Genomic DNA, 25794 nt, shown 5'->3' with positions numbered 1-25794 from the left:
GGCGGCTGTCCGGCCATTGCGGAGGCGGCGACCACTAGGACGAGGGAAGCGACATGCCCGAACGGCAGTCCGATAGCTGACAACCTTGCCGGAGATTGGCGGACAGGACGCGCCCACTGCGGCTCTTGGCGCAAGGGGATTTCAGGCGCGGCCCTTCCTTTCCCTAAATCGAACCGCTAGCTCAGTGGTTTGCCGCTGGATGGACCGGCAGTTCATGTGGAAGGCATCATGGCTGCGACCGGTTCGAGCGATGGCGAAGCGGGGACGCAATGGGCGGCGCTTGCCGGCGTAACTGCCGCCCTCGCGATGTTCGGTGCGGCGCAAGGGCTGAGCTCGCCGCTGTTTACGCTGCTGATGCAGAAGCAAGGCATGTCGCCGGCGCTGATCGGCTTGTCGGCAGCGATGATGCCGCTTGGTCTGATCCTTTCGGCGTCGTTCGTGCCGGCAGCCGTTCGGCTGGTCGGCGCGCGCAACCTGGCTGTGGGTTGCTCATTGATTGGGGCGCTGTGCTTCCTCGGCATCGGCTACCTGCAGGACTGGGTGGGCTGGTTCGTCATCCGCTTCATCATCGGTATCGTCATCAACCCGCTCTATATCCTGGGCGAAGTATGGGCGCTGTCGCTGGCGCCGCCGTCGCGCCGCGGCAGGGTGATGGGGGCATTCAACACCGTGCTGGGCGCTGGCTATGCTGCGGGGCCTTTGGTCCTGACCGCGGTAGGGATATCGGGCTGGGTTCCTTTCCTGATCGGCATGGCCGGCTTCATCCTGTGCGCCGCGATCCTTCGTGCTGTTTCGTCAAGCCTCGCCGGCTTCGAGGATGACGGCCAATTGCCCGGCGGCTTTTTCGGTTTCGCCAGGCTGGCGCCGGCGCTGTTGTTTGCCGTGCTGGTTTCGGCGGCGGTCCAGCAGGGCACCTACGCTTTGATGCCGGTCTTCGGTGCTGCCTATGGCTTGCCCGAAAGGACGCTGGCGGCCCTGGTGATGGCACTGTCGCTGGGAAACATCTTCCTGCAAATCCCGCTCGGCCTGCTGGCCGAGCGTTTCGGCGGGCGGGCGATGATCATCTTCTGTGCGTTGGCGACAACGGCCTGCGCGGTTTTGCTGCCGTTGCTGATCACGACGCCGGCGATCTGGCTCGTCCTTCTCGTCATGGGCGCTGTAGGCTACGGCGTCTACACCATGGCGCTGGTGGAGCTCGGCAGCCGCTTCAGGGGAACCGTGCTGGTCGCCGGTAACGCCGCCTTTGCCTTGATGTGGGGCGCCGGCGGCATTGTCGGCCCGCCCGGCGCCGGTGCGCTGATGCAGGTCATCGGTCCGCTCGGCCTGCCGGTGGTGATCGCCGGACTCGACGCGCTGCTGGTGAGCTTCGCGCTCTACCGATCGTTCAAGCGCCAAAACTCCTGACGGCCCAAAACTCCTGACGCCCAAAACTCCTGACAGGCCAAAAACTCCTGACAGGCCTTGTCTGGAGCAAACGGTTTTCCCCGGGGCGGGGCTTACCCGCGTCGGACAGAAAAGCTAGTCCTGAACCTGGTTTAGGTGCCAATGGTGAACCTGGCGGAAGCTGACAACGAGAAGATGCAGTGGGCGGCGATCAGCGGCGTGATCGCGACCGTCTCGGTGTTCGCCATCGCGCAAGGCCTGTCCTATCCGCTGCTGAGCTTCATCCTGCAACGCCAGGGCGTTTCGCCGGCCATCATCGGGCTCTCGGCGGCAATGACGCCGATCGGCTTCATTGTCTCGTCGCCGCTGATCCCGGCACTGGCGCGCCGGTTCGGGGCAGGGCGCACCGCGCTTACCTGCGCGGCGCTTTCGGCGATCGTTCTGGCGCTGATCGGGTGGACGCAGAATGTCTATCTGTGGTTTCCGCTGCGCTTCCTGATCGGGGTGGTGACCAATCCGCTCTATGTCTTGAGCGAAATCTGGGTCATTGCACTGGCGCCGCCATCGCGCCGCGGTCGCGTCATGGGTGTCTATTCAACCATCATCTCGGCCGGCTTCGCTGCCGGGCCGCTCTGCCTGCTCGCTGTCGGCACCGTGGGATGGCCGCCATTCCTGGTGGGGATCGCCGCCTTCATCTTTTGCGGCGCCTGCCTGGCGGCGGTGCTGCCGCGACTGCCGAAGGTTGACGAAGCCGGGCACAGGGTTTCGGTCATGGGCTTCATGCCCCTGGCATGGCTAATGCTGTCGGCGGTGGTCGTTGCCGCCGGTTTCGAACAGGGCGTGCTGGCGCTGCTGCCGGTCTACGGCACGCACTATGGCATCGCGGAAGCGCGCATGTCGGCGCTGCTGTCGGTGATGATCGCAGGCAACATCGCCATGCAGGTGCCGCTCGGCTTTCTGGCGGAACGGCTGACGGCGCGGCTGGTGCGATTCATCTGCGTCGTGGTGACGGTGCTGGGCTGCGCCCTGTTGCCGCTGCTCATCGAGACGCCGCTGATCTGGCCTTGCGTCTTTATCTGGGGCGCGGTCTCCTATGGCATCTACACCATGTCGATCATCGAGCTCGGCGAGCGCTTTACCGGCTCGGCGCTGGTCGCCGGCAATGCCGCCTTCTCCCTGATGTGGGGCGTCGGCGGCATCGTGGTGCCGCCGCTGGCGGGTGGCGTCATGGATGTGATCGGCGCCTCCGGCCTGCCGATCACGCTGGGCACGATTTGTCTGGCACTGGCTGTGGCCACGGTCCTGCGCCGGCGGATGGTTTGAGGCCGCATTCCCCCGATGACCTGACGTACCATCTTGAATAGAACCGCTTGCAACGCGATGTAGGCAGGGCTGCCCGCCACTAGCCTGGAGACCATGCGTGACCCAATCGACGACAAAACGCCAGACGGATGCCACCGTGGAGGACAAGTTCCTCTGGCTGGAGGACCGGACCAGCAAGGAATCGCTCGACTGGGTGCATCGCCAGAACGAGATCACCGTGGCCGAACTACAGGGCGATCCGTCCTACCAGGCGGCCTTCGAGACGGCGCTCGACCTGATGACGGCCGAGGACAACATTGCGGTCGGTGCCGCGCTCAACGGCCAAGTCTATAATTTCTGGCAGGACAAGACCAATGTGCTCGGCCTCTGGCGCCGCACGACGGTCGCTTCCTACAAGACCGAGAAGCCTGTGTGGGAGACGATCATCGACTTCGACGTGCTGTCGGCCAAGGAGGGGGTGAAGTGGGTGTTCAGCGGCGCCAGCCGCCTTTACCCCGATTTCAACCTTTGCCTGGTGGCGATGTCGCCGGATGGCGGCGATGCCAGCGAGATGCGCGAATTCGACATCGAGACCAAATCATTCATCGAGGGCGGCTTCCGCGCTCCCGCCTCGAAATCCGGCTTTTCCTGGCTGGACAAGGACACGGTCATTGTCTCGGCTGCCTTCAATGAAGACGACAAGACCCAGTCCGGTTATCCGCGCGTCGTCAAACTGTGGAAGCGCGGCACCCGGTTGGAGGAGGCGACGCCGATCTTCGAGGCCGAGAAGCAGGATCTCGCGGCCGGCGCGGGGGTCGAGCATGATGGCGACAGGCAGTATTTGTTTCTGGCCCGCACGATCGCCTTCTTCTCCTCGCACAGTTTTCTGCGCCTGCCGTCGGGCGAAAACCGGCGCATCCCGCTGCCGGACGATGTCACCGACACCGCGCTGTTCAAGGGCCGGTTCGTGTTCGGGGTGCGCAGCCCATGGACGGCGCCGGGCGGCACTGAGTGCTTGCCGGACGGCCTCTATTCCTTCGATTTCGAACACTGGATCGACACCGGCGACCTGGACCCTGTTGAAACCATGCTCGCGCCAGCGCACCGTGTTTCGGTCGCCGGCATTGCCCGCACTCAGGACCGGCTGTTCATCAATCTGATGGACAATGTGCGCGGCAAGGTCGTTGTCGCCGAGCGCAGCGGCGACCGCTGGTCGCTGAAGCCGGTGGCGCTGCCCGAGAACGGCAATGTCGGCATCGCGCATGCCGAGCATTTCGGTTCCAGCGTCTCCTTCTCCTTCACCGATTTCCTGACGCCGAGTTCGATCATCTGGTCGGACGATGACGGGGTGACGCTGGCCACCGTGAAATCGCAGCCGGCGCGGTTCGACGCCGCGCCGCTGGTCTCGGAACAGTTCGAGGCGCGCTCGAAGGACGGCACCATGATCCCGTATTTCGTCGTCAGGCGGCGCGACCAGAAGGGTCCGGTACCGGCGCTTCTCTATGGTTATGGCGGCTTCGAAATACCGCTGCTGCCCGGCTATGCCGGCGTGCGCGGCAGGCTGTGGCTGGAAAAGGGCAACGCCTATGTGCAGGCCTGCATCCGCGGTGGCGGCGAGTTCGGGCCGGCCTGGCATCAGGCCGCGCTGAAGGGCAATCGCCAGACTGCCTTCGACGATTTCGCCGCGGTGGCGCAGGACGTCGTCAGGCGCGGCATAGCCACGGCTGCTTCCCTCGGCATCCAGGGCGGCTCGAATGGCGGCCTGCTTACCGGCGTTTCCCTGACGCAGCATCCCGAACTGTTCGGCGCCGTCATCATCGAGGTGCCGCTGCTCGACATGCTGCGCTATACCGAACTGCCGCCAGGCGCCTCGTGGATCGGCGAATATGGCGATCCGGCAAAACCGGAAGAAGCCAAGTGGCTCGCCGCCTATTCGCCGTACCATCATGTCTCGGCCGATGCCGTCTATCCCCCGGTGCTGCTCACGACATCGACCGCCGACGACCGCGTCCATCCCGGCCACGCCCGCAAGATGGCGGCGAAGCTGCAGGAAGCAGGTCACGGCAAGACGTTGTTCTTCGAGGAGACGGAAGGCGGCCATGGCGGACGCGGCGACCGCCGGCCGCAAGCGGCGCAAACCGCCATGAAATACGTGTTCCTGCAAAGGGTATTGAGCGGCACCGCTTGAATTCCGGGCCTCGGGCGGCATAGACTGCCGCCATGGTCTACATGAGCACATCCGGCGCCTTCGGGGTCGCGGTGACACCGTCGCCGCGCACGCTGCGCGCCGAACTGCTCAGGCTGTGCGCCCGCATCGGCTATTCGCCGCCCGCCGTCCTCTGACGAAGTCGCCCCGGCAGCTTGCCGGTTTGATTCCAGAGGAAAGAGCAAACCCATGACTTACCAGAACTATTCGCTGAAGCAGCTTCAGCAGATTGACGCCGCGCATCATCTGCATCCCTTCACCGACCACAGGGAATTGCGCGAGACCGGCTCGCGCATCATCACCCACGCCAACGGCCCGTTCATCTACGATGCCGATGGCACCGAAATACTCGACGGCATGGCCGGGCTGTGGTGCGTCAATGTCGGCTATGGCCGCGACGAGCTGGCCGACGCCGCTTACGCGCAGATGAAGGAATTGCCCTACTACAATTCCTTCTTCAAATGCTCGACGCCGACGCCCGTGCTGCTGTCGAAGAAGCTGGCCGAGCTGGCGCCCAAGGGCATCAGCCAGGTTTTCTACGGCTCCTCCGGCTCGGAGGCCAACGACACGGCGCTGCGGCTCGTGCGCCACTATTGGGTGCTGGAAGGCAAGCCGGAGAAGAACCGCATCATCTCGCGCAAGTCGGCCTATCACGGCTCGACCGTCGCCGGCACGTCGCTCGGCGGCATGGATTTGATGCACAAGCAACTCGGCGGGGCGGTTCCCAACATCGTCCATGTGATGATGCCCTATGCCTATGAGTTGGCGCTGCCTGGCGAAAGCGACCATGATTTCGGCCTGCGCGCGGCCAAGGCGGTCGAGGATGCCATTCTGGAGGCCGGCGCCGACAAGGTCGCCGCCTTCATCGGCGAGCCGGTGATGGGAGCGGGCGGGGTGAAAATACCGCCGATGAGCTATTGGCCGGAAGTGCAGCGCATCTGCCGCAAATACGATGTGCTTTTGATGCTGGACGAGGTCATCACCGGCTATGGCCGCACCGGCGAATGGTTTGCGGCGCAGACCTTCGGCATCGAGCCGGACACCATCACCACGGCCAAGGCACTGACCTCGGGCTATCAGCCGCTGTCGGCGCTGCTGGTCGGCGACCGTATCGCGGCGACGCTGGTCGAAAAGGGCGGCGAATTCTACCACGGCTATACCTATTCGGGTCACCCGGTGGCCTGCGCGGTGGCGCTGAAGAATCTCGAGATCATGGAGCGAGAAGGCCTAGTCGACAGGGTCAGGAACGACACTGGACCTTACTTCGCCCAGGCGCTGCAGGAGCGCATTGCCGGCCACGAACTGGTCGGCGAGGTGCGATCGATCGGGCTGATGGGCGCGGTTGAGATCGTCAAGGACAAGGCGACCAAGGAGCGCTTCCTGCCGGCGGGCAGTGCCGCCGTCACCGTCCGCGACCACGCCATCGCGCAAGGCCTGATGCTGCGCGCCACCGGCGACACGATGATCCTGTCGCCGCCGCTGATCTGGACCCGCGCGACGATCGACATGGCTTGCGATCGCATCGCCAAAGCGCTGGATCTGGCGCAAGCGGATTTGCGCAAGAAGTAGATGGAACGAGCGCCGGGCGCCTTGCAAACAGGGCGCCCGGACTGTGCGCCTGCTTATCGTCAGGGTCGACGGGGTCAGCGCACCGATCGTGCTGGTCAATGAAGACCATGAGGCAATTCCGAACGCTGCAATCGGAATAATAATTTGGACCGAGCAGTATAGTACTGCAAAACGCAAAAACCGCGCTCCATGGGAACGCGGCTTTGCCAGATACGCATGGCATTTCGCCAACCATACACTTGCGAAACTTACGGGCTCCGGTACGCGAGACCTGATCCGGAGCGCCGGGCGGATGCGATATGTCCGCCTCGCCATCCGTTATATAGGCACATCGTTACCGCCGGGTTATCGAGAGCTTAAGCAAATCTAAATTTGCAATTTTTCCGCGCAATAAAAATCGAGAAAAGCGCTGCCAAATTCGAAACTTATAGAGAACTGCCGCGAAGGAAATTTATGATGCCGGAAAAATCGTCGCCGCCATTTCCCTGGGCGTTGAACAGCGCATAAAGCTGGGCCGCTTCGGCCCCCATCGGCGTCACCGCGCCGGCGCTTTGGGCGGCTTCCTGCGCCAGTTTCAGGTCCTTCAGCATGAGTGCCGCGGCAAAGCCCGGCTTGTAGTCGCGGTTGGCCGGCGATGCCGGCACGGGACCTGGCACCGGGCAATAGGTGGTCAGCGACCAGCACTGGCCCGACGAGGTCGAGGCGACGTCGAACAGGGCCTGATGCGAGAGGCCGAGCTTTTCGGCCAGCACGAAGGCCTCTGCGACGCCGATCATCGAAATGCCGAGCATCATGTTGTTGCAGATTTTGGCTGCCTGACCGGCGCCGTCGTCGCCGCAATGGACGATGCGGCCTGCCATCGGCTTCAGGACCGGTTCGGCCTTAGCGAAGGCATCCTTGGCGCCGCCGGCCATGAAGGTTAGCGTTCCCGCAGCAGCACCGCCGGTGCCGCCGGAGACGGGGGCGTCGATCGAATGCAGCCCTTGCTTCCTTGCTACGGCATGCGCCTTGCGGGCCGACTCGACATCGATGGTCGAGGAATCAATGAACAGGGCGCCTGGTTTGGCCTTGGATGCGATGTCCTCGTAGACCGAGAGCACGTGCTTGCCGGCGGGAAGCATGGTGATCACGACATCGGCGTCTTTCACCGCCGCCACGGCATTCGCCATGACAATGACGCCATGCTCGTGGGCGACGGTGAGGTTTTCCGGCATCAGGTCAAAGCCGTGCACCGCATGCCCCGCCTTGACGAGATTGGCAGCCATCGGGTTGCCCATATTGCCGAGACCAATGAAGGCGATGGTGGTCATCAATCTCTCCTGAATTGTTGCCGTCAGCGTCCGATCAACGCCCGCGCGATGATCACGCGCATGATCTCGTTGGTGCCTTCGAGGATCTGGTGGACGCGCAGGTCGCGCACCAGTTTTTCGATGCCGCAATCATGGAGATAGCCGTAGCCGCCATGCAGCTGCAGCGCCTCGTTGGCGACGTTGAAGCCGATGTCGGTGACGAAGCGCTTGGCCATGGCCGACCATTTGCCGGCGTCCGGCGCCTTGCGGTCTAGCTTCGAGGCGGCGGCGTAGAGAAAGATCCGCGCTGCCTGCAATTCGGTCTCCATGTCGGCCAACCTGAACTGCAGCGCCTGGAACTGGTTGATCTTCGAGCCGAAAGCCTTGCGCTCGGCGGTATAGGACAGCGCCTTGTCGAGCGCAGATTGCGCGCCGCCGAGCGAACAGGCAGCGATGTTGAGGCGGCCGCCATCAAGCCCGGCCATTGCGATGCCGAAACCGGCGCCTTCGCCCGACAGCAGGTTTGCGGCCGGCACCTTGCAGTCCTCGAAGATCACCTGGCGGGTCGACTGCATGTGCCAGCCCATCTTGTGCTCGTTGGCGCCGAAGGACAGGCCGGGCGCATCCTTTGATACAACGAAGGTGGAAATGCCTTTCGGCCCGTCGGCGCCGGTGCGCGCCATGACGACATAGAGGTCGCTGTCGCCGGCCCCGGAGATGAACTGCTTGGCGCCGTTAAGCACATAGTCGTCGCCGCTCTTCACCGCGCGCGTCTTCAGAGCCGCGGCATCCGAGCCTGAGCCCGGCTCGGTCAGGCAATAGCTCGCCAGCCATTCCATCGAGGTCAGCTTCGGCAGGAAGCGTTGGCGCTGCTCGTCGTCGCCGAAGCGGTCGATCATCGACGCCGCCATATTGTGGATCGAGATGAAGGAGGAAAACGCCGGATCGGCGTGCGACAGTGCCTCGAAGATCAGCACGGCGTCGAGCCGGCCGAGCGCCGAGCCGCCGACATCATCCCTGACATAGATGCCGCCAAGGCCAAGCGGGCCGGTCTCGCGGATTACATCGGCGGGAAAGTGTCTTGCCCGGTCCCATTCGAGCGCATTGGGCGCAACGCGATCGGCGGCGAAGGCCTGTGCCATCTCCTGGATGGCGCGCTGTTCCTCGTTGAGCTCGAACTGACTGGTGCTCGCATCGACCGCGGCGTCCATGGCGTGCTCCCTGTGGTTCCCCAGCTGGGGTTGGCTTGCTGGCCTGTTGTTTTTGGCTTTGCGCGCCGCTCAATCTAGACCAATGATGCCGCCGCGCAACCCGGCTCGCCGCGCAGCCGCTGTGCATGGGATCAACGGAGCATTGCGTGCCGACATATTTCGACGAATTGCTCGACCGCTTCCATGCCTATCTCCGGGGCGTGGACAACGCGCTGGTGCGGGACGCCGTGACCCGGATCGGCTGGAATATGACGGTGCGCGTGCTCGAAGCGCATCCGCTGCCTTGCCTTGGTCTGCTCGACCGCATTGTCGAACTGGCGCCGCCGGACCCGCAGCCTCTGGTGCAACTGCTGGCGGAGCGTCGTGACGATCTGTGCTGGGGGCAGACCTACAACGCGAGCGATTTTGGTGAAGCGTTCTTGCAGAAATACGGCTGGCTGGAGGTGTTTGGCACGCGCGGCCATTTCGCCAATGAAGAGGTCGCGGCCGGATTGCTGATCCTGGGACCCGGCATCACCTATCCCGACCATCATCACATTGCCGAGGAGATCTACATTCCGCTGACCGGCGGCACCGAATGGCGCATGGGCGAGGGCGGCTTTCACATCCGCCAGGCGGGCGAAATTATCCATCACGCCTCCAATGTCAGCCATGCCATGCGCACCGGCAGCGAACCGTTGCTGGCGCTCTACATCTGGCGCGGCGGGCCGCTGTCGCAGAAGTCGACCGTTTCCGGCGCGCAGGGCAGGGGCTGAGCATGGCCAAGGCGATCATGCTGCAAGGCACGGGTTCGGATGTCGGCAAGACGGTGCTGGTAGCGGGGCTCTGCCGCGCGGCCAGGAATCGCGGGCTGAAAGTCAGGCCGTTCAAGCCGCAGAACATGTCGAACAATGCCGCCGTCGCCGACATTCCGGGCGACAACCGCCCCGGCGGCGGCGAGATTGGCCGTGGGCAATGGCTGCAAGCGCTGGCGTGTGGTGTTCAGCCGACCGTGCATATGAATCCGGTGCTGCTCAAACCCCAGAGCGATATCGGTTCGCAGGTGATCGTGCAAGGCAAGGTGTTCGGCGACGCGCGAGCGCGCGACTACCAGACAATGAAAGCGGGGCTGATGGACGCCGTGCTGGAGTCCTGGACGAAGGTCGGTGAGGGCGCCGATCTGGTCATCGTCGAGGGCGCCGGATCGCCGGCCGAAATCAACCTGCGCAGCCGCGACATCGCCAATATGGGCTTTGCCACACGCGCCGACGTGCCGGTGATTCTGGTCGGCGACATCGACCGCGGTGGCGTCATCGCTTCGGTCGCCGGCACGCATCTGATCCTACCGGAGGAAGACAGGCGCATGATCGTCGGCTACCTCATCAACAAGTTCCGCGGCGATGTCTCGCTGTTCGACGACGGCATCCGGTCGATCGAAAGCTTCACCGGCTGGCGCTGCTTTGGCGTCGTGCCGTGGCTGAAGGCGGCGGCGCGATTGCCGTCCGAGGATTCGGTCGTGCTCGAACGCCTGACGTCGGGCGAGAAGCGGGCGTTGAAGGTCGCCGTGCCGATGCTTGGCCGCATCGCCAATTTCGACGACCTCGACCCGCTCAAGGCCGAACCGCAGGTCGAAGTGGTGTTTGTGCCGCCGGGGCAGCGCTTGCCGGAGGATGCCGGCCTGGTGGTCATTCCCGGTTCCAAATCGACGATCGGCGATCTCATGAAGTTCCGCGAGAATGGCTGGGATCGCGATCTCCTCGCCCACCGCAAACGCGGCAGCCATATCGTCGGCATTTGCGGCGGTTTCCAGATGCTCGGCCGCCTGGTGCGCGATCCCGATGGCATCGAGGGCAGCGTCACCGAGGCCGAAGGTCTTGGTCTGCTCGACATCGAGACGGTGATGGAGCCGGAAAAGACGGTGCGCAATGTCAGCGCCCGCTCGGTGCCGTTCGGCCTCGCGCTCGAGGGCTACGAAATTCATCTCGGCCGCACCACCGGGCCGGACATGGCGCGGCCGTCGGCTGTGATCAACGGGACCGACGACGGTGCCATTTCCGCCGATGGCAAGGTTTTTGGCACCTATCTGCACGGCCTGTTTTCCGCCGACGCTTTCCGGGCGAGATTCCTGGAAAGCCTCGGCGTGAAAGGCGGCGGCATCGACTATCGCGCGGAGGTGGAAAAAGCGCTGGACGAGATCGCCACCGAGATGGAGCGCCATCTTGAGTGCGATGCGATTTTTGGGTTAGCAAGGTAGGACCATCCACCGTTTCGTCATCCTCGGGTCTGCGCGTCCGCTTCGTTTCCACTCCGTGGATGTCGAAGTTCGGGCGCTTTCGCCGACCCCCTTCGACGCGGCGCTGAAGGACCAAGGCCGATGGCGAAGGATTCTGCGAAACTGATCACCAGCGGGACGGTGAGCGAGGCGTATTCGACATTGCGAAAATGGCCGGGCGCCGTTTCGCGATAGCCACAAATGTCGGTGACCGCGTTCTGCAGCCGCAGGCCCGGCGCGCGCCGCACCATCTCGAACCGGTCGGCTACCGGGCGGTGCTGTTGATCGTGGCGCTCCGTCTCGCCGGACATGGTCATCCTTCCGCGCGGAAGAGCCTAACGGACCATGCATCCAAAGCAAAAGCGCCCGGCTTTTGACCGGGCGCTTCGAATTGCAGAAGTCGCGGGCGCCTAGGCGCCGCGCATCAGGCAGGCGGCGGCAAGCACGATGTATGCGATGAGGACAATCCACACCGCAGCCAGAGGAATGAACGCAAGAACGCCAAGCGCGGCGAGCACGCCGATGATGGCGATGACAAGGGATATGATGAAAACAAGCTGAGTGGGTGCACTAAGATTCATGTGTGGTCCCTCCAACATGATTCGTACAACGGCACTCTATCAGGCGTGAGGCTTATACACCAATCAGCTGGCGCAATGGGTTCGCCGGGTCGGCCAGCAGCTTCACCGCCAGAGCCAGGCAGATGATCACCAGCAGCGGCTTGATCAGCCGGGCGCCGATGCGGATGGCAAGGCTGGCGCCGAGCCGGGCGCCGAGGAACTGGGCGACGCCCATCATCAGCCCGATCTTCCAGTAGACGACGCCGGCGACGGCAAAGACGATGAAGCCGCCGATGTTGGAGGCGAAATTGAGCAGCTTGGTGTGTGCCGTAGCCTTGAGCACGCCGAAGCCGGCAAGGCTGACGAAGGCCAGCATATAGAAGGAGCCGGCTCCCGGCCCGAACAGCCCGTCATAGAAGCCGACCAAAGGGGCGATGATCAGCCCGAACAGGAAGGGCGACAGGCGCTCGGCGCGGTCGACATCGTTCATGTTGGGTTTCACGGCGAAGTAGATCGCGATGGCGATCAAAAGCAGCGGCAGCAGCGCCCGCAGGAGATCACCTGGCACGAATGCCGCCAGCAAGGCGCCGACGGCACTGCCGGTAAGGGCCAGAAGCGCCGATGGCAGCTGTCGACGCAGATCGACACGGCCATTCCTGGCATAGTGGATGGTCGCCGAAGCGGTGCCGAAAATGCCCTGCAGCTTGTTGGTTCCAAGTGCTGCGACCGGCGGGAATCCGGCAAGCAGCAGGGCCGGGATGGTGATCAGCCCGCCGCCGCCGGCTATCGAATCGACAAAGCCGGCTGCAAAGGCGGCCAAGGCAAGCATGATGACGGTGTGGGTAGCGAGGTCGAGCATCGGGATTTCTGAACATTCCGGCGGGAAAGGTGATGCCGCGCCTTCTCATGGCCATCTGGTTTGCGCAAGGCCGATTCCGCGCTACGTCCATCCAAGCGCGTTGCGCTTGGATTTCCTGTGGTGCATGTCATTATCCCAATACCGCTGGGCAATTTTGGGTCATATGCACTGGGCGGACTCGGAAAAGGGATACTGTTGGCGATGGCATTGCTCGACCAGATACGCTCGATCTTCGATGGTGACCCCGGCGTGCGCAAGGTTGCCGACGACCCCGTGCTGTCGGCGGAACTCTTGATGCTGTTTCGCATGATCCTGGCCGACGGCTCGGTTTCGGAGAGCGAAATGGTCGCCTTCCGGCGCATCTGCAAGGACGCCTTCGGCATCCCGGAAACCAGCATCGACGCGGTCATCGAATATCTCAATGATTTCGGCTACGAGACCAACGGTTCGCAAGCCATGGCGCTGTTCCGCGATCTCGATGTCGAACGGCGCAAGTTGCTGGCGCTCCACATGGCGGAGATCGCCAAAGCCGATTCCAAACTGGCCGAGAGCGAAGTGCGGCTGTTGCGCCGCACGCTCGATTTGCTCGACATCAGCCCGGTCGATGTGGTGAAGCCGGAGGAGTGAGGCAGACCAGGGGCAACGGCCGCCCGGCCGGGTCCCCGCTGCTTCGCAGCGTCCCAGCGTTCGTGACCTTTCATCGTGCCACTGGCACGATGAATTCGCTGCGCGAACCGGTCACTCACCCCTGTTCCTGCATACGGTGAGCGATCGCCCGATGCAGATCGGGCGCAGCCGCGACCAGCGCCCTGGCCGCCTCCGACTGCGGATGATCGAGCACGTCGCCGGTCTTGCCGCGCTCGACGATCCTGCCGTCATGCATGACCAGCACCTCATCGGTGATGGCGCGGGCGACGGTCAAATCGTGAGTGATGAAGAGATAGCCGATGCCGAGCTTCTGGTTGAGCTCTGCGAACAGATCGAGGATCTGGGCGCGGATCGACACGTCGAGCGCCGAGACCGGCTCGTCGGCGACGACCAGCTTCGGCCTTGTGATGATGGCGCGGGCGATCGACAGGCGCTGGCGCTGGCCGCCGGAAAACTCATGCGGATATTTGTCCATGTCGCTGACGCCGAGGCCGACCTCGTGCAGCGCATGCGCCACCATCTCGCGCCGCTCGGCCGGTGTCGGCTTCTTTTCCAGTACATGCAGCGGCTCGGCGACCAGTTTCTCGACCTTCTGGCGCGGGTCGAAAGAGCCGTAGGGATCCTGGAACACCACCTGCATGTCGCGCCGCGCGGCTTTGAGCTCCGCCTCGCTTTTGCCGGTGATGGTCTCGCCGCGAAAGCGGATCGTTCCCGATGTCGATTTGTCGAGCGCCAGGATCATGCGGGCAAGCGTTGACTTGCCGCAGCCGGAGCGGCCGACCAGCGCCACCGATTGGCCCGGCGCCAGCGACAAGGACACGTCGTCGACGGCGCGGATCGGAGACGCTGACTTGAACAGGGAGGTGCGCCGGCCCGGATAGTCCCGTGTCACGCCTTCGACCTCAAGCAGCGGTTTGCCCTGGCCGGCGGCGTGAACCTTGGCGCGGGCGGGCACGTGCATGGAGGCCAGCGCCAGCTGGCGCGTGTAGGGATGCAGCTGTTCCGACAGCGTGCGTGCGGTGTCGCCGGCTTCCATCACCTCGCCATGGCGCAGAATGGTGATGCGGTCGGTCATTTCGGTGACGACCGCGAGATCGTGCGAGATCAACAGCAGGCCCATGCGGTTTTCGCTGACAAGGCCGCGCAAGAGGTCGAGGATCTGCGCCTGCAGCACCACGTCGAGCGCCGTGGTCGGCTCGTCGGCGATGAGCAGCTTGGGTTTCAATGCGCAGGCAATGGCGATGACGACGCGCTGGCGCTGGCCGCCCGACAGTTCGTGCGGATAGCGCGACAGCGGGAATTTGGCCTCGGGCAGGCCGACGCGGTCGAGCATTTTGCGCGCCCGGTCTTCGGCTTCCGCGCGGCTTGCCCTGGTGTGCCAGCGTATGCCTTCAGCGACCTGCTCGCCGATCGTCTTGACCGGGTTAAGCGCCGTCATAGGTTCCTGGAACACCATGCCGATGTCGTCGCCGCGCAGCGCGCACATCTGGTCCTCGGTTGCGGCCAGAATATCGATGCCGTCGAAGGTCACGCGGCCGGTGGCGCGCGCAGCATGCGGCAGAAGCTGCATGATGGTCAGCGCCGTCATCGATTTGCCCGAGCCGGATTCGCCGACCAGCCCCATCACCTCGCCGGGCGCGACGGAGAGGTCGACCCCTTTCAGGATCGGCGTGTCGCCGATGGCCAGCGACAGGTTCTCCATCTGCAGCAGGCTCATCGCTGCCGCCGCGATTTCGGGTCGAGTATGTCGGCGATGCCGTCGCCGAGCAGATTGAGCCCAAGCACCGTGACGACGATGGCCATGCCGGGGAAGATGGCCATCCAAGGCGCCACCACCATGCGCGTCTGAGCGTCGAACAGCATGCGGCCCCAGCTCGGCATTGGCGGCTGGGCGCCGAGTCCGACATAGGAGAGGCCGGCTTCGGCCAAAATGCCGAGCGCGAACTGGATGGTGCCTTGCACCAGAAGCAGCGTGGCGATGTTGGGCAGCACGTGCTCGATTGTAATCTGCGTCTTGCTCTTGCCGGCGGCGCGCGCGGCGAGGATGAATTCGCGCGGCCAGATCGCCAGCGCACCGGCCCGGGCGACGCGCGCAAACACCGGGATGTTGAAGATGCCGATGGCGATGATGGCGTTGATTGCGCCCGGTCCGAAGATGGCGGTGATCATGATCGCCGACAGCAGCGCCGGGAAGGCGAAGACGAGGTCGTTCAGCCGCATCAGCGCCTCGTCGACCAACCCGCCGCGCGCCGCGGCGAAGGCGCCGAGCGGCACGCCGACGCCCATGCCGATGCCGACCGCGACCAGCGCCACGGCAATCGAGTTGCGGGCGCCGACCATGATCATCGACAGGATGTCGCGGCCGAAATGATCGGTGCCGAACCAGTGCGCCGCAGAGGGCGCCAGCGTCTTGTCCGAGATCACCAGTTTGGTCACGTCGTAGGGCGTCCAGACATAGGAGATGACCGCTATTGCAGCCACCAGCACCGTGATGGCGAAGCCGATGAGGAAGGAGCGGTTGCGGAAGGCCTTGGCCAGAATGCTGCCCAACGTCTCCTGCGGGATGTCGATGTGCAGCGTCATTGCCGGCCTCGAAGGCGCGGATCGACGATGGCATAGGAGACGTCGACGACGAGGTTAACGGCAATGACGGCGACGACCAGCAGCATGACGATGCTTTCCACCACGATCAGGTCGCGCTGAGTGATCGCCTGGAACACCAGCCGTCCCAGACCAGGCAGATAAAAGACGTTCTCGATGATGATGGTGCCGGCGAGCAGGAAGGCGAATTGCAGGCCCAGAATGGTCAGAACCGGGATCATCGCGTTGCGCAGCGCGTGCCGCCATAGTACGGCGCGATAGGGCAGGCCCTTGGCGCGGGCGGTGCGGATATAATCCTCGTTCAGCACCTCGAGCAGCGCGGAGCGGGCAACGCGCGCCAGGATCGCGGCCTGCGGCAGAGCGAGGGCGATGGCCGGCAGCAGCAGCGATTTCAGCGCCGGCCAGGCGCCGGCGCTCCAGCCGGGAAAGCCGCCGGCCGGCACCAGCCGCAACCAGACGGCAAAGAGGTAGATCAGCATCAGCGCGAACCAGAAGTTCGGCACGGCGACGCCGAGCTGCGCGGCGCCCATGGCAATCGTGTCACCGGCGCGGCCGCGCCGACTGGCGGAATAGAGCCCGACCGGAATGGCAATGATGGTGGACAGCGTCAGCGCGATCAGCGCCAGCGGCAGGGAAACCGCCATGCGCTCGCGGACAAGGTCGATGACCGGCACCGAATAAGTGTAGGAGCGGCCGAAATCGAGGCTGAGCAGACCGCCGACCCAGTGGAGGTAGCGCAGGAGAAGCGGCGCGTTGAGGCCCATCTGGTTGCGCAGGAGTTCGACCTGCTCGGCGCTGGCGTTGAGGCCAAGCATCAGCCGCGCCGGATCGCCGGGCAGGACTTCGAGCACGGCGAAGACGACCATCGACGCCAGGATCAAGGTTGCGATCGCGATGGCGAGGCGTTTGAGGAGGTAGGCGGTCATTGCGGCGGGAATGGTGCGTTGCCAAGTGCGATGACTGAGCAAAGGCAGCGTTCTGTCACACCCCCCTCTGTCCTACCGGACCCGGCCCTTCGCTGTCGCTTCGGGCGTTCGTTGTTCGGAAAGCCAAGCAGTTGGCTTTCCGTCCGCTGCGCGGACCACTCCTCACCCCCCGCAAGGGGGCAGATCAGCAGTTTCCGTGTCGTCGACCAGCGTTCAACGTTCGCGATAGGCGAAAGCGGAGATGATAGCCCGATCTCCCCCCTTGCGGGGGAGATGCCCGGCAGGGCAGAGGGGGGTGTGACGGAGCGCAAACGCCGCCCTTTGGCCCGCCGCCTCAATCCGCCCACTTCACCTTGGTCAGGTCATTCGCCTGGATCGGCGCGTTTTCCCACAGGCCCTGCAGCTTGGCGTCCCAGACGCCGACCTTCGGCAGTTCATAGAGGAACCCCACCACGGCGTCGTCGGCCAGGATCTTCTGCGCTTCGCCGAGCAGCGTGTTGCGCTTGGCGTCGTCGGAGGTGAGGTTCAGCTCGGCGATGATCTTGTCGAAGGCCGGATTGTCGTAGTTGAAGTAATAATCCTTGCGCGAGTAGATATCGATGTCGTTGGGCTCCGTGTGAGCGACGATGGTCAGGTCGTAATCCTTCTTGGTGAACACCTGGTCCAGCCACTGCGCCCATTCGACCGGAATGATTTCCAGGTCGATGCCGACATCGCGCAGCTGCGAGGCGATGATCTCGCCGCCAAGCCGCGCATAGGAAGGCGGCGGCAGTTTCAGCGTCGCATTGATGCCGTTTTCGAAGCCGGCTTGCTTCAGCAGCTCCTTGGCCTTGTCGACATTGTGCGGGTACAGGCCGGTGAGGTCGACATAGGCCTTGCTGGCGGGCGACATGTGCGAGCCGATCGGCACGCCGAGGCCGGCCGAGGCGCCGTCGATGATCGCCTTGCGGTCGAGCGCGAAGGCAATTGCCTGCCGCACCTCGAGCTTGTCGAAAGGCGGCTTCTTGTTGTTGATCGCCAGAATGGTCTCGCCCTCAGTCGAGCCGATCACCACCTTGAAGCGCGGATCGTCCTTGACCTGCGCGACGCTGTCGGGATCGAAGAAAGGGAAAGCCTGGATGTCGCCGGAGAGCAGCGCCGGCACGGCGGCAGCGGCGTCGGGAACGATGCGGAACTCGGCCTTGTCGAGGAACACCGGGGCGCCCCAGTAAGTGTCCGATTTCACCAGCGTGATCGACGAGCCCTTGGCCCAGCTCTGGAATTTGAACGGGCCGGTGCCGATGGGCTTTTCCTTGTTGGTGTCGGCGCTCTCGGGCGCCACGATCACGGCGTCGCCCCAGCCCAGATTGTAAAGGAACGACCCTTGCGGGTTCTTCAGCGTCACCTTGACCGTTGTCGGATCGACGACTTCGACCGTATCGATGGCGGCGAACAGGGCCTTTTGCGCGTTTACGGAATTGTCGGCACGGGCGCGGTCGAGCGAGAACTTCACGTCGCCGGCGTCGAAATCGCTGCCGTCATGGAATTTGACGCCGGTGCGCAGCTTGAAGGTGTAGACCTTGCCGTCGTCGGAAATGGCCCAGCTCTCGGCAAGGTCGGGCAGCACTTCGCCATTCGGGCCGATGCGGGTCAGGCCCTCGAAGACGTTGGCGTAGAGCACTTCGTCGATCGCCGCGGCAGCACCGGCGGTCGGATCGAGATGTGGCGGCTCGAGCGTAATGCCGATCACCAGGTCGGTGCGTGCGGCAAATGCCTGACTGCCGGCCAGTGCCAGCACCGCGGCGGCAAGAATGGTTTTCCACAATTTCATCGTGCAACTCCCAAATGCTCGAACCCTGGTGCGATAGAAGCGTGATTTCGAGGTGGAGTAAATTGCGTTTCGTGCTCTGCAGCGGCGCGGGGAGGAATGTTTTTTCAGCGAAGTCGATGGTTCAGTCCGCGGCCGTGCCCCTGAGCAGCACATTCAGCCCGATCGCCATCACCTTGGCCGACTCCACCATATCAGAGATACCGACCCATTCGTCGGGCCGGTGGGCGAGGTCCAAAATGCCCGGGCCATAGGCGATGCAATCATAGATGTGGCCGATGCGGGCGATGTGCTTCTGGTCGTAAGTGCCTGGTGAAATGACATATTCCGGCTCGCGGTCGAAGATCGCCATGATGCCTTGCGCCACCGCCTTGACCACCGGCGCGTCGCGCTCGGTCATCAGCGGCAGCACCTCCATCAGGTCGCGAATCTCGTAGTCGAACTTTTTGCGCTCGCGCTTCAGCCGGTCGAGGATATCGGTCACCTCGCTCTTGACCGTGGCAAGGTCCTCCTCGAGCAAGAAGCGGCGGTCGATGGTCAGCCGGCAGGCGTCGGGCACGTTGGGTGAGGGCAGGCCGGGGCGGAAATCCTCGGTCTGGCCGCCATGGATCGAGTTGATGTTCATGGTCGAGCGCTTTGCGCCTTCGGGCACGACAGGCATGCGCGTCACCTTGCGGTCGAGCGCCGGAAACAGTTTGTCCTCGAAGGCCTGCAGCACGGCGCCCATATGGCGCACCGCATTGTCGCCGAGGAACGGCATCGAGCCATGCGCGATCTCGCCCTTGGTCTCGATCTCCGCCCACCAGACGCCGCGATGGCCAAGACAGATGCGGTCCTTGTTCAGCGGCTCGGGGATGATGACGTGGTCGACCTTGGGTTTCGAGAAATAGCCAAGCTTCGCCAGATGCGCGACGCCGCCGAAGCCGCCGGACTCCTCATCGACCGTGCCCGAAATTTCGATGGCGCCGGGAAAGTCGGGGAAAACCTCCATGAAGGCTTCCGCCGCGATGATCGAGGCGGCCATGCCCCCTTTCATGTCGCAGGCGCCGCGGCCGTAGACCTTGCCGTCCTTCACCACGCCTGCAAAGGGATCGACGCTCCAGCCTTCGCCGGCTTCGACCACATCGATGTGCGAGTTGAAATGGACACAGGCCCCAGGCGAGCGGCCGTCGAAGCGGTTGACGACATTGACGCGGGGATAGCGGTCGGTGTCGCCGGGCGTGCCTTCGGCGCGGATGAATTCGGTTTCGAAGCCAAGCCTGGCTAGGCGCGCACCGATATATTCGGCGCAGGGGCGATAGGCTTCGCCAGGCGGGTTGATGGTCGGGAAGCGGATCAGGTCGGCGGTCAGTGCGACCAAGTCATCAACACGGGCGTCTATCGCTTTGAAGAGTCGTTCGTTCATTCCCGGATTTGAGCAGGCAAGGGGGTGGTTTTGCAAGCATCGCGCCACTGGCGCCGAAACTTCGTGTCGCAGCGGCAACTATGGCGGGAAAATCGTTCAAATTCGCTGCTTTAGATTGGCGAATTTATCAAGGAGTGTGTGTTAGATCACTCACCTGTCGTTAAAAAGATGAAAAACCGCGTGATGACAGGGCAGGCAAGGGGCATCAAAGGGGTTTGATCTCATGACTAAAATCGTTCTCATGGCAGCTGCTTTTGCTGCGATGCTGTTCGGCACGTCCATCGAAAGCAGGGCTGCCTCGCTGGTGGCCAGCATCGACGTCTCGTCGCAGACCATGACCGTCAGCCAATACGGCCAGGTGCTTTATCGCTGGAGCGTGTCGACCGCGCGCAGCGGCTATTTCACGCCGCGTGGCACCTATCGGCCACAGCGGACGGCGCGGATGTGGTATTCGAAAAAATACCACATGTCGCCAATGCCTTACTCGGTGTTCTTCCATGGCGGCTACGCCATCCACGGCACCGGCGCGGTCAGGCAGCTAGGGCGTCCGGCATCGCATGGCTGCGTGCGGCTGCACACCGCCAATGCCGCGATGTTCTATGCGATGGTGCGCGAAGTCGGCTTCGGCAATACGCGGATCGTTGTTACGAACTGAGGCTATGGACGACTTAAGATTGACGCTGCCGCTGGCCGGTGGCGTTGGCCTGTCCGCGCCGGCGCCGACGCCGGCCCGAGATTTCCCACCTTTTGTGGAACCACATCCACTGTCCCGGATCCTCGCGCACCCAGCGCTCGACCACGTCGGCGAGCAGTTGGGTGGTGGCCGCGACATCGACGCTGCCGCTTTCATTGCGCGGCAAGGTCAGCTTGTCCTCGATCTCGAGGCGGAAGCGGTTGCCTGGCAGCCGCACACATCGCGCCGGATAGACGTCGCAATCATAGTGACGGGCGAGCATGCCCAGAACCGGATTGCTCTGGCACGGTCGACCGAAGAAGATCGTCTCCAGCCCGCTGGAGAATTTCTGGTCGACCAAAACGCCGATATTGCCGCCTTTCTCCAGAATCGACGCCAGCGCGAAGGAGGCGCCGGTCGAAGACGGCAGCAAGGCGCCCATGCTCGAACGCCGCGTCGAATGGATATAATCGGCGAGGTAAGGATTGTTCGGGGGACGAAACAGCGCCGTGATCTTCATGCCGAACGTCGCGGCTGCCACGGGCAGCAGCTCGAAATTGCCGAGATGGCCGGTGAACAGGATATGCGGTTTGTCCTCGCCAGCTATCTGATGGAAATGATCGGCGCCACCGACTTCGACGCGGCCGGGCGTCGCTGCGTTCGGATCATAGTCGAAGAGGGCGTCAAGAAAGATGTATTCGGCGGCGAGCCGGGCCATGTTGCCCCACATGTCGGAGGCGATGGCCTCGATCTCGACATCGCTCTTTTCGGGATAGGCAAGGCGCAGATTGTTGATGGCGACACGGTGGCGCCCGACCCACGGACCGATGCGCCGTGCCGCCCGGTCGGCGAAATTGAGCGCCCTGTCCGCGGGCAAGAGGCGCAGCAGCGAGATGATCGTCATCGCCACGCGCGCCACCAGCCAGTGCTCCATCTGGCGCAGTCTTCGGCCATAGCGGAACATGAAGTCCCGGCGGGCTTTCTTGAACACCTTGCCGACCATAGTCCTAAGAAACGCGCAGGATGATCTTGCCGAACACGTCGCGGCCTTCCATGCGCTTCAACGCGGCGTCGATGCCGTCGAAGCCGACTTCGGTGTCGATGACAGGTGCGACCTGTCCCGCCGCCATCTTCTGCATGGCGTTGGCCATGTTCTCCATGCGGCAGCCGAAGGACCCAAGCAGCTTCAGCTGCTGCTGGAACAGCTGCATCAGATTGATCTGCGTCGACACGCCGGAGGTCGAGCCGCAGGTGACCAGGCGGCCGCCGCGCTTGAGGCACAGCATCGAGGCGGCAAAGGTGTCGGCGCCGACATGTTCGAAGACGACGTCGACGCCCTTCTTCCTGGTGAGCTTGCGCACGACGCCTTCGAAACGATCGTCGCGGTAGTTGATGACATGGTCGGCGCCGAGCGCCTTGGCCTTGTCGATCTTGTCGTTGGAACCGACCGTGGTGATGATGGTGCAACCCATGCGCTTGGCCAGCTGGATCGCCGCCGAGCCGATGCCGGAGCCGCCGGCATGGATGAGGATGGTTTCGCCGGGCTGCAGCTTGGCATTGTCGAACAGCATGTGCTCGACGGTGCCGAAGGTGACGGGGGCGACAGCCGCGCCGACATCGGTCACGCCGGGAGGAGCAGGGACCAGCAGGCGCGCCGGCAGGTTGATCTTCTCCTGGGCAAAGCCGTCGAGATGGAAGCCGTGGACGCCCGAGACATGTTCGCAGAGATTGTCACGGCCTTCGCGGCAGGCGCGGCAAAGGCCGCAGGTGCGCGCGCCGTAGATCGACACCAATTGTCCGGGCAGCAGGCTGGAGACGCCGGGGCCGACAGCCTCGACCTCGCCGGAGGCTTCGGCGCCGACGACCAGCGGCAGCTTGCGCTTGGCGAAGGCCATGCCGCGCCAGCCCCAGACGTCGATATGGTTCAGCGCCACCGCCTTGATGCGCAGCGTGACTTCGCCCAATGCGGGGGGCGGCGGGGGCGGCAGGTCCACCGTTTCAAGACGGCGGTCCTCGATAAGTTGCAGTGCGCGCATGGGGCCTGTCAGTTCAGTCTGGCTGAAAAAGGTCGCTTAGACCGGTTCCCGCGCCATGACAAGGCAAGTGTTCTGGCCGCCGAAGCCGAACGAGTTCGACAGAACGCTACGAACCTCGGCATTGCGCTTCTTGTTGGGCACCACGTCGAGCACGATTGCCGGGTCGGGATTGTCGTAGTTGATGGTCGGCGGAATGACGCTTTCGCGCATGGTCATCAGCGAAAACGCCGCTTCGACGGCGCCGGCCGCCGACAGCGTGTGGCCGATCATCGACTTGTTGGACGAGACCGGCATCGAGCCGATGCGATCGCCGAACACGGTCGACAGCGACAGATGCTCCATCTTGTCGTTTTCCGGCGTCGAGGTGCCGTGAGCGTTGACGTAGTCGATCTCGTCCTTGCTCAGGCCGGCATCGGCAAGAGCGGCGCGCACTGCTGCGATCGCCGGGGAACCGTCGGGCTTGGAACGGGTGCGGTGGAAATCGTCGGCCTTTTCACCGCAGCCGCGCAGGATGCCGAGAACGCTCGCGCCCCGTGCAAGGGCCGCCTCAAGCGATTCCAGCACCAGAGCGCCGGAGCCTTCGGCCAGCACAAAGCCGTCGCGGTCCTTGGAGAAGGGTTTTGACGCCTTTTCCGGGATGTCGTTGTGGGTCGACAGCGCCGAGAGCAGCGAAAAGCGGATCAGCGCCTCGGCAGTTGCCGAACCGTCGGCGCCGATCGACAGCGCCCGGTCGCATTCGCCGCGGCGGATCGCCTCGACCCCGAGCTGGATGGCGGTGGCGCCCGAAGCGCAGGCCGTCGACAGCGTGATCGGCAGGCCGCGCGTGCCAAAGCGGTCGGCCAGCCGGTCGGCGATCGCGCCGAACTGCGTGCTTGCGAACGTATCTGTTTCCTTCAGCCCGCGCGCCACCCTGAGCAGCCTTTCGGCGCCGGCGCCTTTGCCGTCGGAATTGTAAAGCGCGAAGCGGTCGTGCCAGTCGAGTTCGACCGGCGGCGAGGCGAGGAAGAGCGGGCCACCGAAATCAGAGGAATCGAGGCCGGATTCGGCCACCGCCTCATTCGCGGCGCTTTCGGCCAGTTCGTAGGTCAGCAGGCTGGCGCCTTTCGAGCTTGAGTCGAGGAAATCGACCATGCCGGAGATGCGAGTGTTGAGGTGGTCGACGGGAAAGCGGGTGATCGGGTGGATGCCCGATTTGCCGGAGGTCAGTGCCGCCCAGTTATCGGCCTTGCCGATGCCGAGCGACGTTACCACGCCGATGCCGGTGACGGCGACGATCGGCCTGCCCATGTGATCTCTGAGATTGGCCATCCGGAACCTCTTAACTTTGCAGCATGATCGCGCAGCGCTGCTTCAAGCAGCGTTGACCAGCGCCATGCCCTCGAATTGGTGATAGCCGATCGCCGTTGCGAGCACGGTTTCGGGAATGCCTTCGAACGGCTTCTCGGCCGCGGCGTCGAAAACGGGGTAGGCGGCCTTGCGGTCGACGGCCAGGGCGGCGAGGGCGACCGCGAATGGAAACTGCGCTTCCTTCATATGCCCGGTCAGCGTGGCGAAGCCGCGCGCCGATATCGCCGGATTGGCATCCAGCGCTGACTTTTCGGCTGACGTTGCGGTATGCGCCCCGGAGGCGCCCGACAGGGCCAGCAACTTGCCGTTCGGGAGAGCCGCCTGTTTGAGCAATGCCGCGATCTCCGCGTCAAGCTCGCCGCGCGAGCGCCGGGCGCGGCCTGAGACGACCGGTCCGAGCTCGGCATAGATTTTCCGCCCACGGCTTTGCGCGTGTTCGCGCTGCTCCAGCACCAGGAAGGCGCCACCGGAGCCGGAGACCAGGCCGCCGCCCTCGGCGCCCTGTCTCTGCCAGACCGGCTTCCATGGGCCGCGATGCAGATAGCCGGCCAATTCATAGCCGAGCAGCATGTCGGAATGTTCGGTCTGGAAGGCGCCACCTACCAGTATGTGGGTCGACTGTCCGGAGCGGATGCGCGCCGCGGCGGTCTCGACGGCGGCGACGCCGGCACCTTCCTCGCCCATGAAGGTCCTCGACGATCCCGTCACCTTGTGGACGATGGAGATGTTGCCGGCGAGCAGATTGGAGAGCTGGGCCAGGAAAAGCGTCGGCCGCAATTCGGTGGTCAGCTTCTCGTTGAGCAGCACGTCGCGGTCGTTGCGGCTCTCGGACGCGGCGAGGATGGCGGCATCGACCGCCTCGTCTCGCTCGCCGCCGCCGGCAGCGACAACCATGTCCATGGTCGTGCAGAGCTCGTCATTGCCCTTGATGCCGGCGTCGTCCAGCGCCATGCCGGCCGCATAGGTGCCGAGCCGCTGCCATGTTTCCATCTGCCGCTGGTCGCCGCGCTTGGCGATCTGCAGGTTCCAGTCGATCTCCGGCATGGGATGCACGGTGTAGGGCGCAAAGCGCGCGGCTTCGAGCACCGGCTGCAAGCCGGGCTGCGCCAGCTTCTGCCAGTGGGTATCCGGACCCTCTCCCAGCGAGGAGACAAGGCCGATACCGGTGATGACGACGTCGCGACGGCTGCTCATGAGCGGCTTTGTGGGTCAGGCGGCGCAGCCCGTCAAGGCCGCGCGCCAGCCGATATCAGGCGGTCTTGGCGGCGACCAGCGCGTCGATCTTGGCGCACAGGTTCTTCATGACGAAGTAATCGTCGGTCGAAGCCTTGCCGTCATTGACTTCCTGGGTCCACTTTTCCAGCGGCACCTTGATGCCGAATTCCTTGTCAATGGCAAAGACGATATCGAGGAAATCGAGACTGTCGATGCCGAGATCGTCGATCGTGTGGCTCTCGGGAGTGATGGTGTCGATATCGATCTCGCTGGTGTCGGCAATGATCTTGGCGACTTTGTCGAACGTGGTGGACAAGGGCTCTTCCTTCGGTTGCGGGCGGAATCTGTCCGCATCTGGTTTGGGCGCTGTCTAATCGGTTTTTCCCGGCAGGAAAAGGCCTGATGCGCGGGGCGCAGGTGGGATGGCCCTCCCGTGAAGACAAGAAGGGCCGCCCGACAAGCCGGTGGCCCTTCCAGTTGACGTTACGTCAGCTTAGTTTTCACGG

Annotated in this window: 23 protein-coding genes and 1 pseudogene; 9 read left to right on the top strand and 15 right to left on the bottom strand. The window is 63.9% G+C overall.

Translation table 11 applies throughout. The features are described 5' to 3' along the window. Positions 1–228 precede the first annotated feature (228 nt). The 5 genes from ACYG97_RS11810 (at position 229) to ACYG97_RS11790 (ending at position 6460) form a co-directional block, all read left to right on the top strand. On the top strand, positions 229–1404 hold the full coding sequence (locus tag ACYG97_RS11810) for an MFS transporter (protein ID WP_023733752.1): 1176 nt from the start codon (positions 229–231) through the stop codon (positions 1402–1404). A 141-nt stretch (positions 1405–1545) separates the two neighbouring features. Then, on the top strand, positions 1546–2706 hold the full coding sequence (locus ACYG97_RS11805; RefSeq protein WP_460221580.1) for an MFS transporter: 1161 nt from the start codon (positions 1546–1548) through the stop codon (positions 2704–2706). A gap of 97 nt (positions 2707–2803) precedes the next feature. Further along, positions 2804–4873, top strand: coding sequence for a prolyl oligopeptidase family serine peptidase (locus tag ACYG97_RS11800; protein WP_023733750.1), 2070 nt, complete (start codon positions 2804–2806; stop codon positions 4871–4873). A 32-nt stretch (positions 4874–4905) separates the two neighbouring features. Next, positions 4906–5028: a hypothetical protein gene (locus tag ACYG97_RS11795; protein WP_023670422.1), complete on the top strand. Its 123-nt coding sequence runs from the start codon at positions 4906–4908 to the stop codon at positions 5026–5028. Positions 5029–5080: 52 nt separating this feature from the next. Continuing rightward, complete coding sequence (locus tag ACYG97_RS11790; RefSeq protein WP_023733749.1) at positions 5081–6460, top strand: aspartate aminotransferase family protein; 1380 nt, start codon at positions 5081–5083, stop codon at positions 6458–6460. 425 nt (positions 6461–6885) lie between these two features. Here ACYG97_RS11790 and mmsB read toward each other — a convergent pair whose 3' ends face one another. Together mmsB and ACYG97_RS11780 are read right to left on the bottom strand one after the other, a co-directional pair. Then, the gene (gene mmsB, locus ACYG97_RS11785) at positions 6886–7770 is read right to left on the bottom strand and encodes a 3-hydroxyisobutyrate dehydrogenase (RefSeq protein ID WP_023733748.1); all 885 of its coding nucleotides are present in this window, start codon (positions 7768–7770) and stop codon (positions 6886–6888) included. Positions 7771–7793: 23 nt separating this feature from the next. Continuing rightward, the gene (locus ACYG97_RS11780) at positions 7794–8960 is read right to left on the bottom strand and encodes an isobutyryl-CoA dehydrogenase (protein ID WP_023733747.1); all 1167 of its coding nucleotides are present in this window, start codon (positions 8958–8960) and stop codon (positions 7794–7796) included. Positions 8961–9106: 146 nt separating this feature from the next. Between ACYG97_RS11780 and ACYG97_RS11775 the strand changes: the two genes are divergently transcribed. After that, on the top strand, positions 9107–9715 hold the full coding sequence (locus ACYG97_RS11775; protein ID WP_023733746.1) for a dimethylsulfonioproprionate lyase family protein: 609 nt from the start codon (positions 9107–9109) through the stop codon (positions 9713–9715). A 2-nt stretch (positions 9716–9717) separates the two neighbouring features. Beyond that, complete coding sequence (locus ACYG97_RS11770; RefSeq protein WP_352916806.1) at positions 9718–11193, top strand: cobyric acid synthase; 1476 nt, start codon at positions 9718–9720, stop codon at positions 11191–11193. Between the two features lie 110 nt (positions 11194–11303). On the opposite strand, the pseudogene ACYG97_RS11765 reads toward ACYG97_RS11770, so the two are convergent. The 3 genes and pseudogenes from ACYG97_RS11765 to ACYG97_RS11755 all read right to left on the bottom strand — a co-directional run. Further along, a pseudogene (locus ACYG97_RS11765) lies at positions 11304–11522 on the bottom strand (AraC family transcriptional regulator); the annotation flags it as partial. A gap of 99 nt (positions 11523–11621) precedes the next feature. Further along, on the bottom strand, positions 11622–11792 hold the full coding sequence (locus tag ACYG97_RS11760; protein ID WP_023670429.1) for a hypothetical protein: 171 nt from the start codon (positions 11790–11792) through the stop codon (positions 11622–11624). A gap of 52 nt (positions 11793–11844) precedes the next feature. Next, on the bottom strand, positions 11845–12630 hold the full coding sequence (locus tag ACYG97_RS11755) for a TSUP family transporter (protein ID WP_023733743.1): 786 nt from the start codon (positions 12628–12630) through the stop codon (positions 11845–11847). Between the two features lie 195 nt (positions 12631–12825). On the opposite strand from ACYG97_RS11755, the gene ACYG97_RS11750 reads away from it, so the two are divergent. Beyond that, on the top strand, positions 12826–13257 hold the full coding sequence (locus ACYG97_RS11750) for a TerB family tellurite resistance protein (protein ID WP_023691035.1): 432 nt from the start codon (positions 12826–12828) through the stop codon (positions 13255–13257). Between the two features lie 115 nt (positions 13258–13372). Here the strand turns inward: ACYG97_RS11750 and ACYG97_RS11745 are convergent, their stop codons facing one another. The 5 genes from ACYG97_RS11745 to ACYG97_RS11725 all read right to left on the bottom strand — a co-directional run bounded on the left by ACYG97_RS11745 (position 13373) and on the right by ACYG97_RS11725 (position 20017). Then, positions 13373–14995, bottom strand: a complete 1623-nt coding sequence (locus ACYG97_RS11745) for an ABC transporter ATP-binding protein (protein WP_023733742.1) — start codon at positions 14993–14995, stop codon at positions 13373–13375. Further along, on the bottom strand, positions 14992–15861 hold the full coding sequence (locus ACYG97_RS11740) for an ABC transporter permease (RefSeq protein ID WP_023733741.1): 870 nt from the start codon (positions 15859–15861) through the stop codon (positions 14992–14994). Before ACYG97_RS11740 ends, ACYG97_RS11745 begins: the two co-directional genes overlap by 4 nt. After that, entirely contained in the window at positions 15858–16805 is a 948-nt protein-coding gene (locus ACYG97_RS11735; RefSeq protein ID WP_023725623.1) for an ABC transporter permease, read from the bottom strand. Before ACYG97_RS11735 ends, ACYG97_RS11740 begins: the two co-directional genes overlap by 4 nt. Positions 16806–17139: 334 nt before the next feature. Then, the gene (locus ACYG97_RS11730; protein ID WP_023733740.1) at positions 17140–18615 is read right to left on the bottom strand and encodes an ABC transporter substrate-binding protein; all 1476 of its coding nucleotides are present in this window, start codon (positions 18613–18615) and stop codon (positions 17140–17142) included. A 121-nt stretch (positions 18616–18736) separates the two neighbouring features. After that, positions 18737–20017, bottom strand: a complete 1281-nt coding sequence (locus ACYG97_RS11725; protein ID WP_023733739.1) for an acetylornithine deacetylase/succinyl-diaminopimelate desuccinylase family protein — start codon at positions 20015–20017, stop codon at positions 18737–18739. Positions 20018–20240: 223 nt separating this feature from the next. Here ACYG97_RS11725 and ACYG97_RS11720 point away from each other — a divergent pair, with 223 nt between their 5' ends. Further along, a complete protein-coding gene (locus ACYG97_RS11720; protein ID WP_023681747.1) occupies positions 20241–20672 on the top strand; it encodes a L,D-transpeptidase in 432 nt (143 codons plus the stop codon). Positions 20673–20685: 13 nt separating this feature from the next. Here ACYG97_RS11720 and ACYG97_RS11715 read toward each other — a convergent pair whose 3' ends face one another. From ACYG97_RS11715 to ACYG97_RS11695, 5 genes are read right to left on the bottom strand one after another with little or no spacing between them, the layout of a single operon-like run. After that, positions 20686–21693 carry a lipid A biosynthesis lauroyl acyltransferase gene (locus ACYG97_RS11715; RefSeq protein ID WP_031242599.1) on the bottom strand — a complete coding sequence of 336 codons (1008 nt, stop codon included), beginning with the start codon at positions 21691–21693 and terminating at the stop codon, positions 20686–20688. Between the two features lie 4 nt (positions 21694–21697). Then, positions 21698–22726 (bottom strand): zinc-binding dehydrogenase, encoded by a 1029-nt coding sequence (locus tag ACYG97_RS11710; RefSeq protein WP_023733737.1) that lies wholly within the window; start codon positions 22724–22726, stop codon positions 21698–21700. A 36-nt stretch (positions 22727–22762) separates the two neighbouring features. Next, positions 22763–24034, bottom strand: a complete 1272-nt coding sequence (locus ACYG97_RS11705) for a beta-ketoacyl-ACP synthase (RefSeq protein ID WP_023733736.1) — start codon at positions 24032–24034, stop codon at positions 22763–22765. A 42-nt stretch (positions 24035–24076) separates the two neighbouring features. Continuing rightward, a complete protein-coding gene (locus ACYG97_RS11700; protein ID WP_023733735.1) occupies positions 24077–25267 on the bottom strand; it encodes a beta-ketoacyl-ACP synthase in 1191 nt (396 codons plus the stop codon). 55 nt (positions 25268–25322) lie between these two features. Continuing rightward, the gene (locus tag ACYG97_RS11695) at positions 25323–25604 is read right to left on the bottom strand and encodes an acyl carrier protein (RefSeq protein WP_010909964.1); all 282 of its coding nucleotides are present in this window, start codon (positions 25602–25604) and stop codon (positions 25323–25325) included. Positions 25605–25794: the final 190 nt, after the last annotated feature.

This window comes from Mesorhizobium sp. W067 (genome assembly GCF_054719525.1).
This window is presented reverse-complemented; position numbering and strand designations above follow the sequence as displayed.

What these genes read in the sequence shown, in the direction of transcription:
- ACYG97_RS11810 (WP_023733752.1), top strand. Translation starts at nt 229, where the DNA reads ATGGCTGCGACCGGTTCGAGCGATGGCGAAGCGGGGACGCAATGGGCG.
- ACYG97_RS11805 (WP_460221580.1), top strand. Translation starts at nt 1,546, where the DNA reads ATGGTGAACCTGGCGGAAGCTGACAACGAGAAGATGCAGTGGGCGGCG.
- ACYG97_RS11795 (WP_023670422.1), top strand. Translation starts at nt 4,906, where the DNA reads ATGGTCTACATGAGCACATCCGGCGCCTTCGGGGTCGCGGTGACACCG.
- ACYG97_RS11790 (WP_023733749.1), top strand. Translation starts at nt 5,081, where the DNA reads ATGACTTACCAGAACTATTCGCTGAAGCAGCTTCAGCAGATTGACGCC.
- mmsB (WP_023733748.1), bottom strand. Translation starts at nt 7,770, where the DNA reads ATGACCACCATCGCCTTCATTGGTCTCGGCAATATGGGCAACCCGATG.
- ACYG97_RS11780 (WP_023733747.1), bottom strand. Translation starts at nt 8,960, where the DNA reads ATGGACGCCGCGGTCGATGCGAGCACCAGTCAGTTCGAGCTCAACGAG.
- ACYG97_RS11770 (WP_352916806.1), top strand. Translation starts at nt 9,718, where the DNA reads ATGGCCAAGGCGATCATGCTGCAAGGCACGGGTTCGGATGTCGGCAAG.
- ACYG97_RS11760 (WP_023670429.1), bottom strand. Translation starts at nt 11,792, where the DNA reads ATGAATCTTAGTGCACCCACTCAGCTTGTTTTCATCATATCCCTTGTC.
- ACYG97_RS11755 (WP_023733743.1), bottom strand. Translation starts at nt 12,630, where the DNA reads ATGCTCGACCTCGCTACCCACACCGTCATCATGCTTGCCTTGGCCGCC.
- ACYG97_RS11745 (WP_023733742.1), bottom strand. Translation starts at nt 14,995, where the DNA reads ATGAGCCTGCTGCAGATGGAGAACCTGTCGCTGGCCATCGGCGACACG.
- ACYG97_RS11740 (WP_023733741.1), bottom strand. Translation starts at nt 15,861, where the DNA reads ATGACGCTGCACATCGACATCCCGCAGGAGACGTTGGGCAGCATTCTG.
- ACYG97_RS11735 (WP_023725623.1), bottom strand. Translation starts at nt 16,805, where the DNA reads ATGACCGCCTACCTCCTCAAACGCCTCGCCATCGCGATCGCAACCTTG.
- ACYG97_RS11730 (WP_023733740.1), bottom strand. Translation starts at nt 18,615, where the DNA reads ATGAAATTGTGGAAAACCATTCTTGCCGCCGCGGTGCTGGCACTGGCC.
- ACYG97_RS11725 (WP_023733739.1), bottom strand. Translation starts at nt 20,017, where the DNA reads ATGAACGAACGACTCTTCAAAGCGATAGACGCCCGTGTTGATGACTTG.
- ACYG97_RS11720 (WP_023681747.1), top strand. Translation starts at nt 20,241, where the DNA reads ATGACTAAAATCGTTCTCATGGCAGCTGCTTTTGCTGCGATGCTGTTC.
- ACYG97_RS11715 (WP_031242599.1), bottom strand. Translation starts at nt 21,693, where the DNA reads ATGGTCGGCAAGGTGTTCAAGAAAGCCCGCCGGGACTTCATGTTCCGC.
- ACYG97_RS11710 (WP_023733737.1), bottom strand. Translation starts at nt 22,726, where the DNA reads ATGCGCGCACTGCAACTTATCGAGGACCGCCGTCTTGAAACGGTGGAC.
- ACYG97_RS11705 (WP_023733736.1), bottom strand. Translation starts at nt 24,034, where the DNA reads ATGGCCAATCTCAGAGATCACATGGGCAGGCCGATCGTCGCCGTCACC.
- ACYG97_RS11700 (WP_023733735.1), bottom strand. Translation starts at nt 25,267, where the DNA reads ATGAGCAGCCGTCGCGACGTCGTCATCACCGGTATCGGCCTTGTCTCC.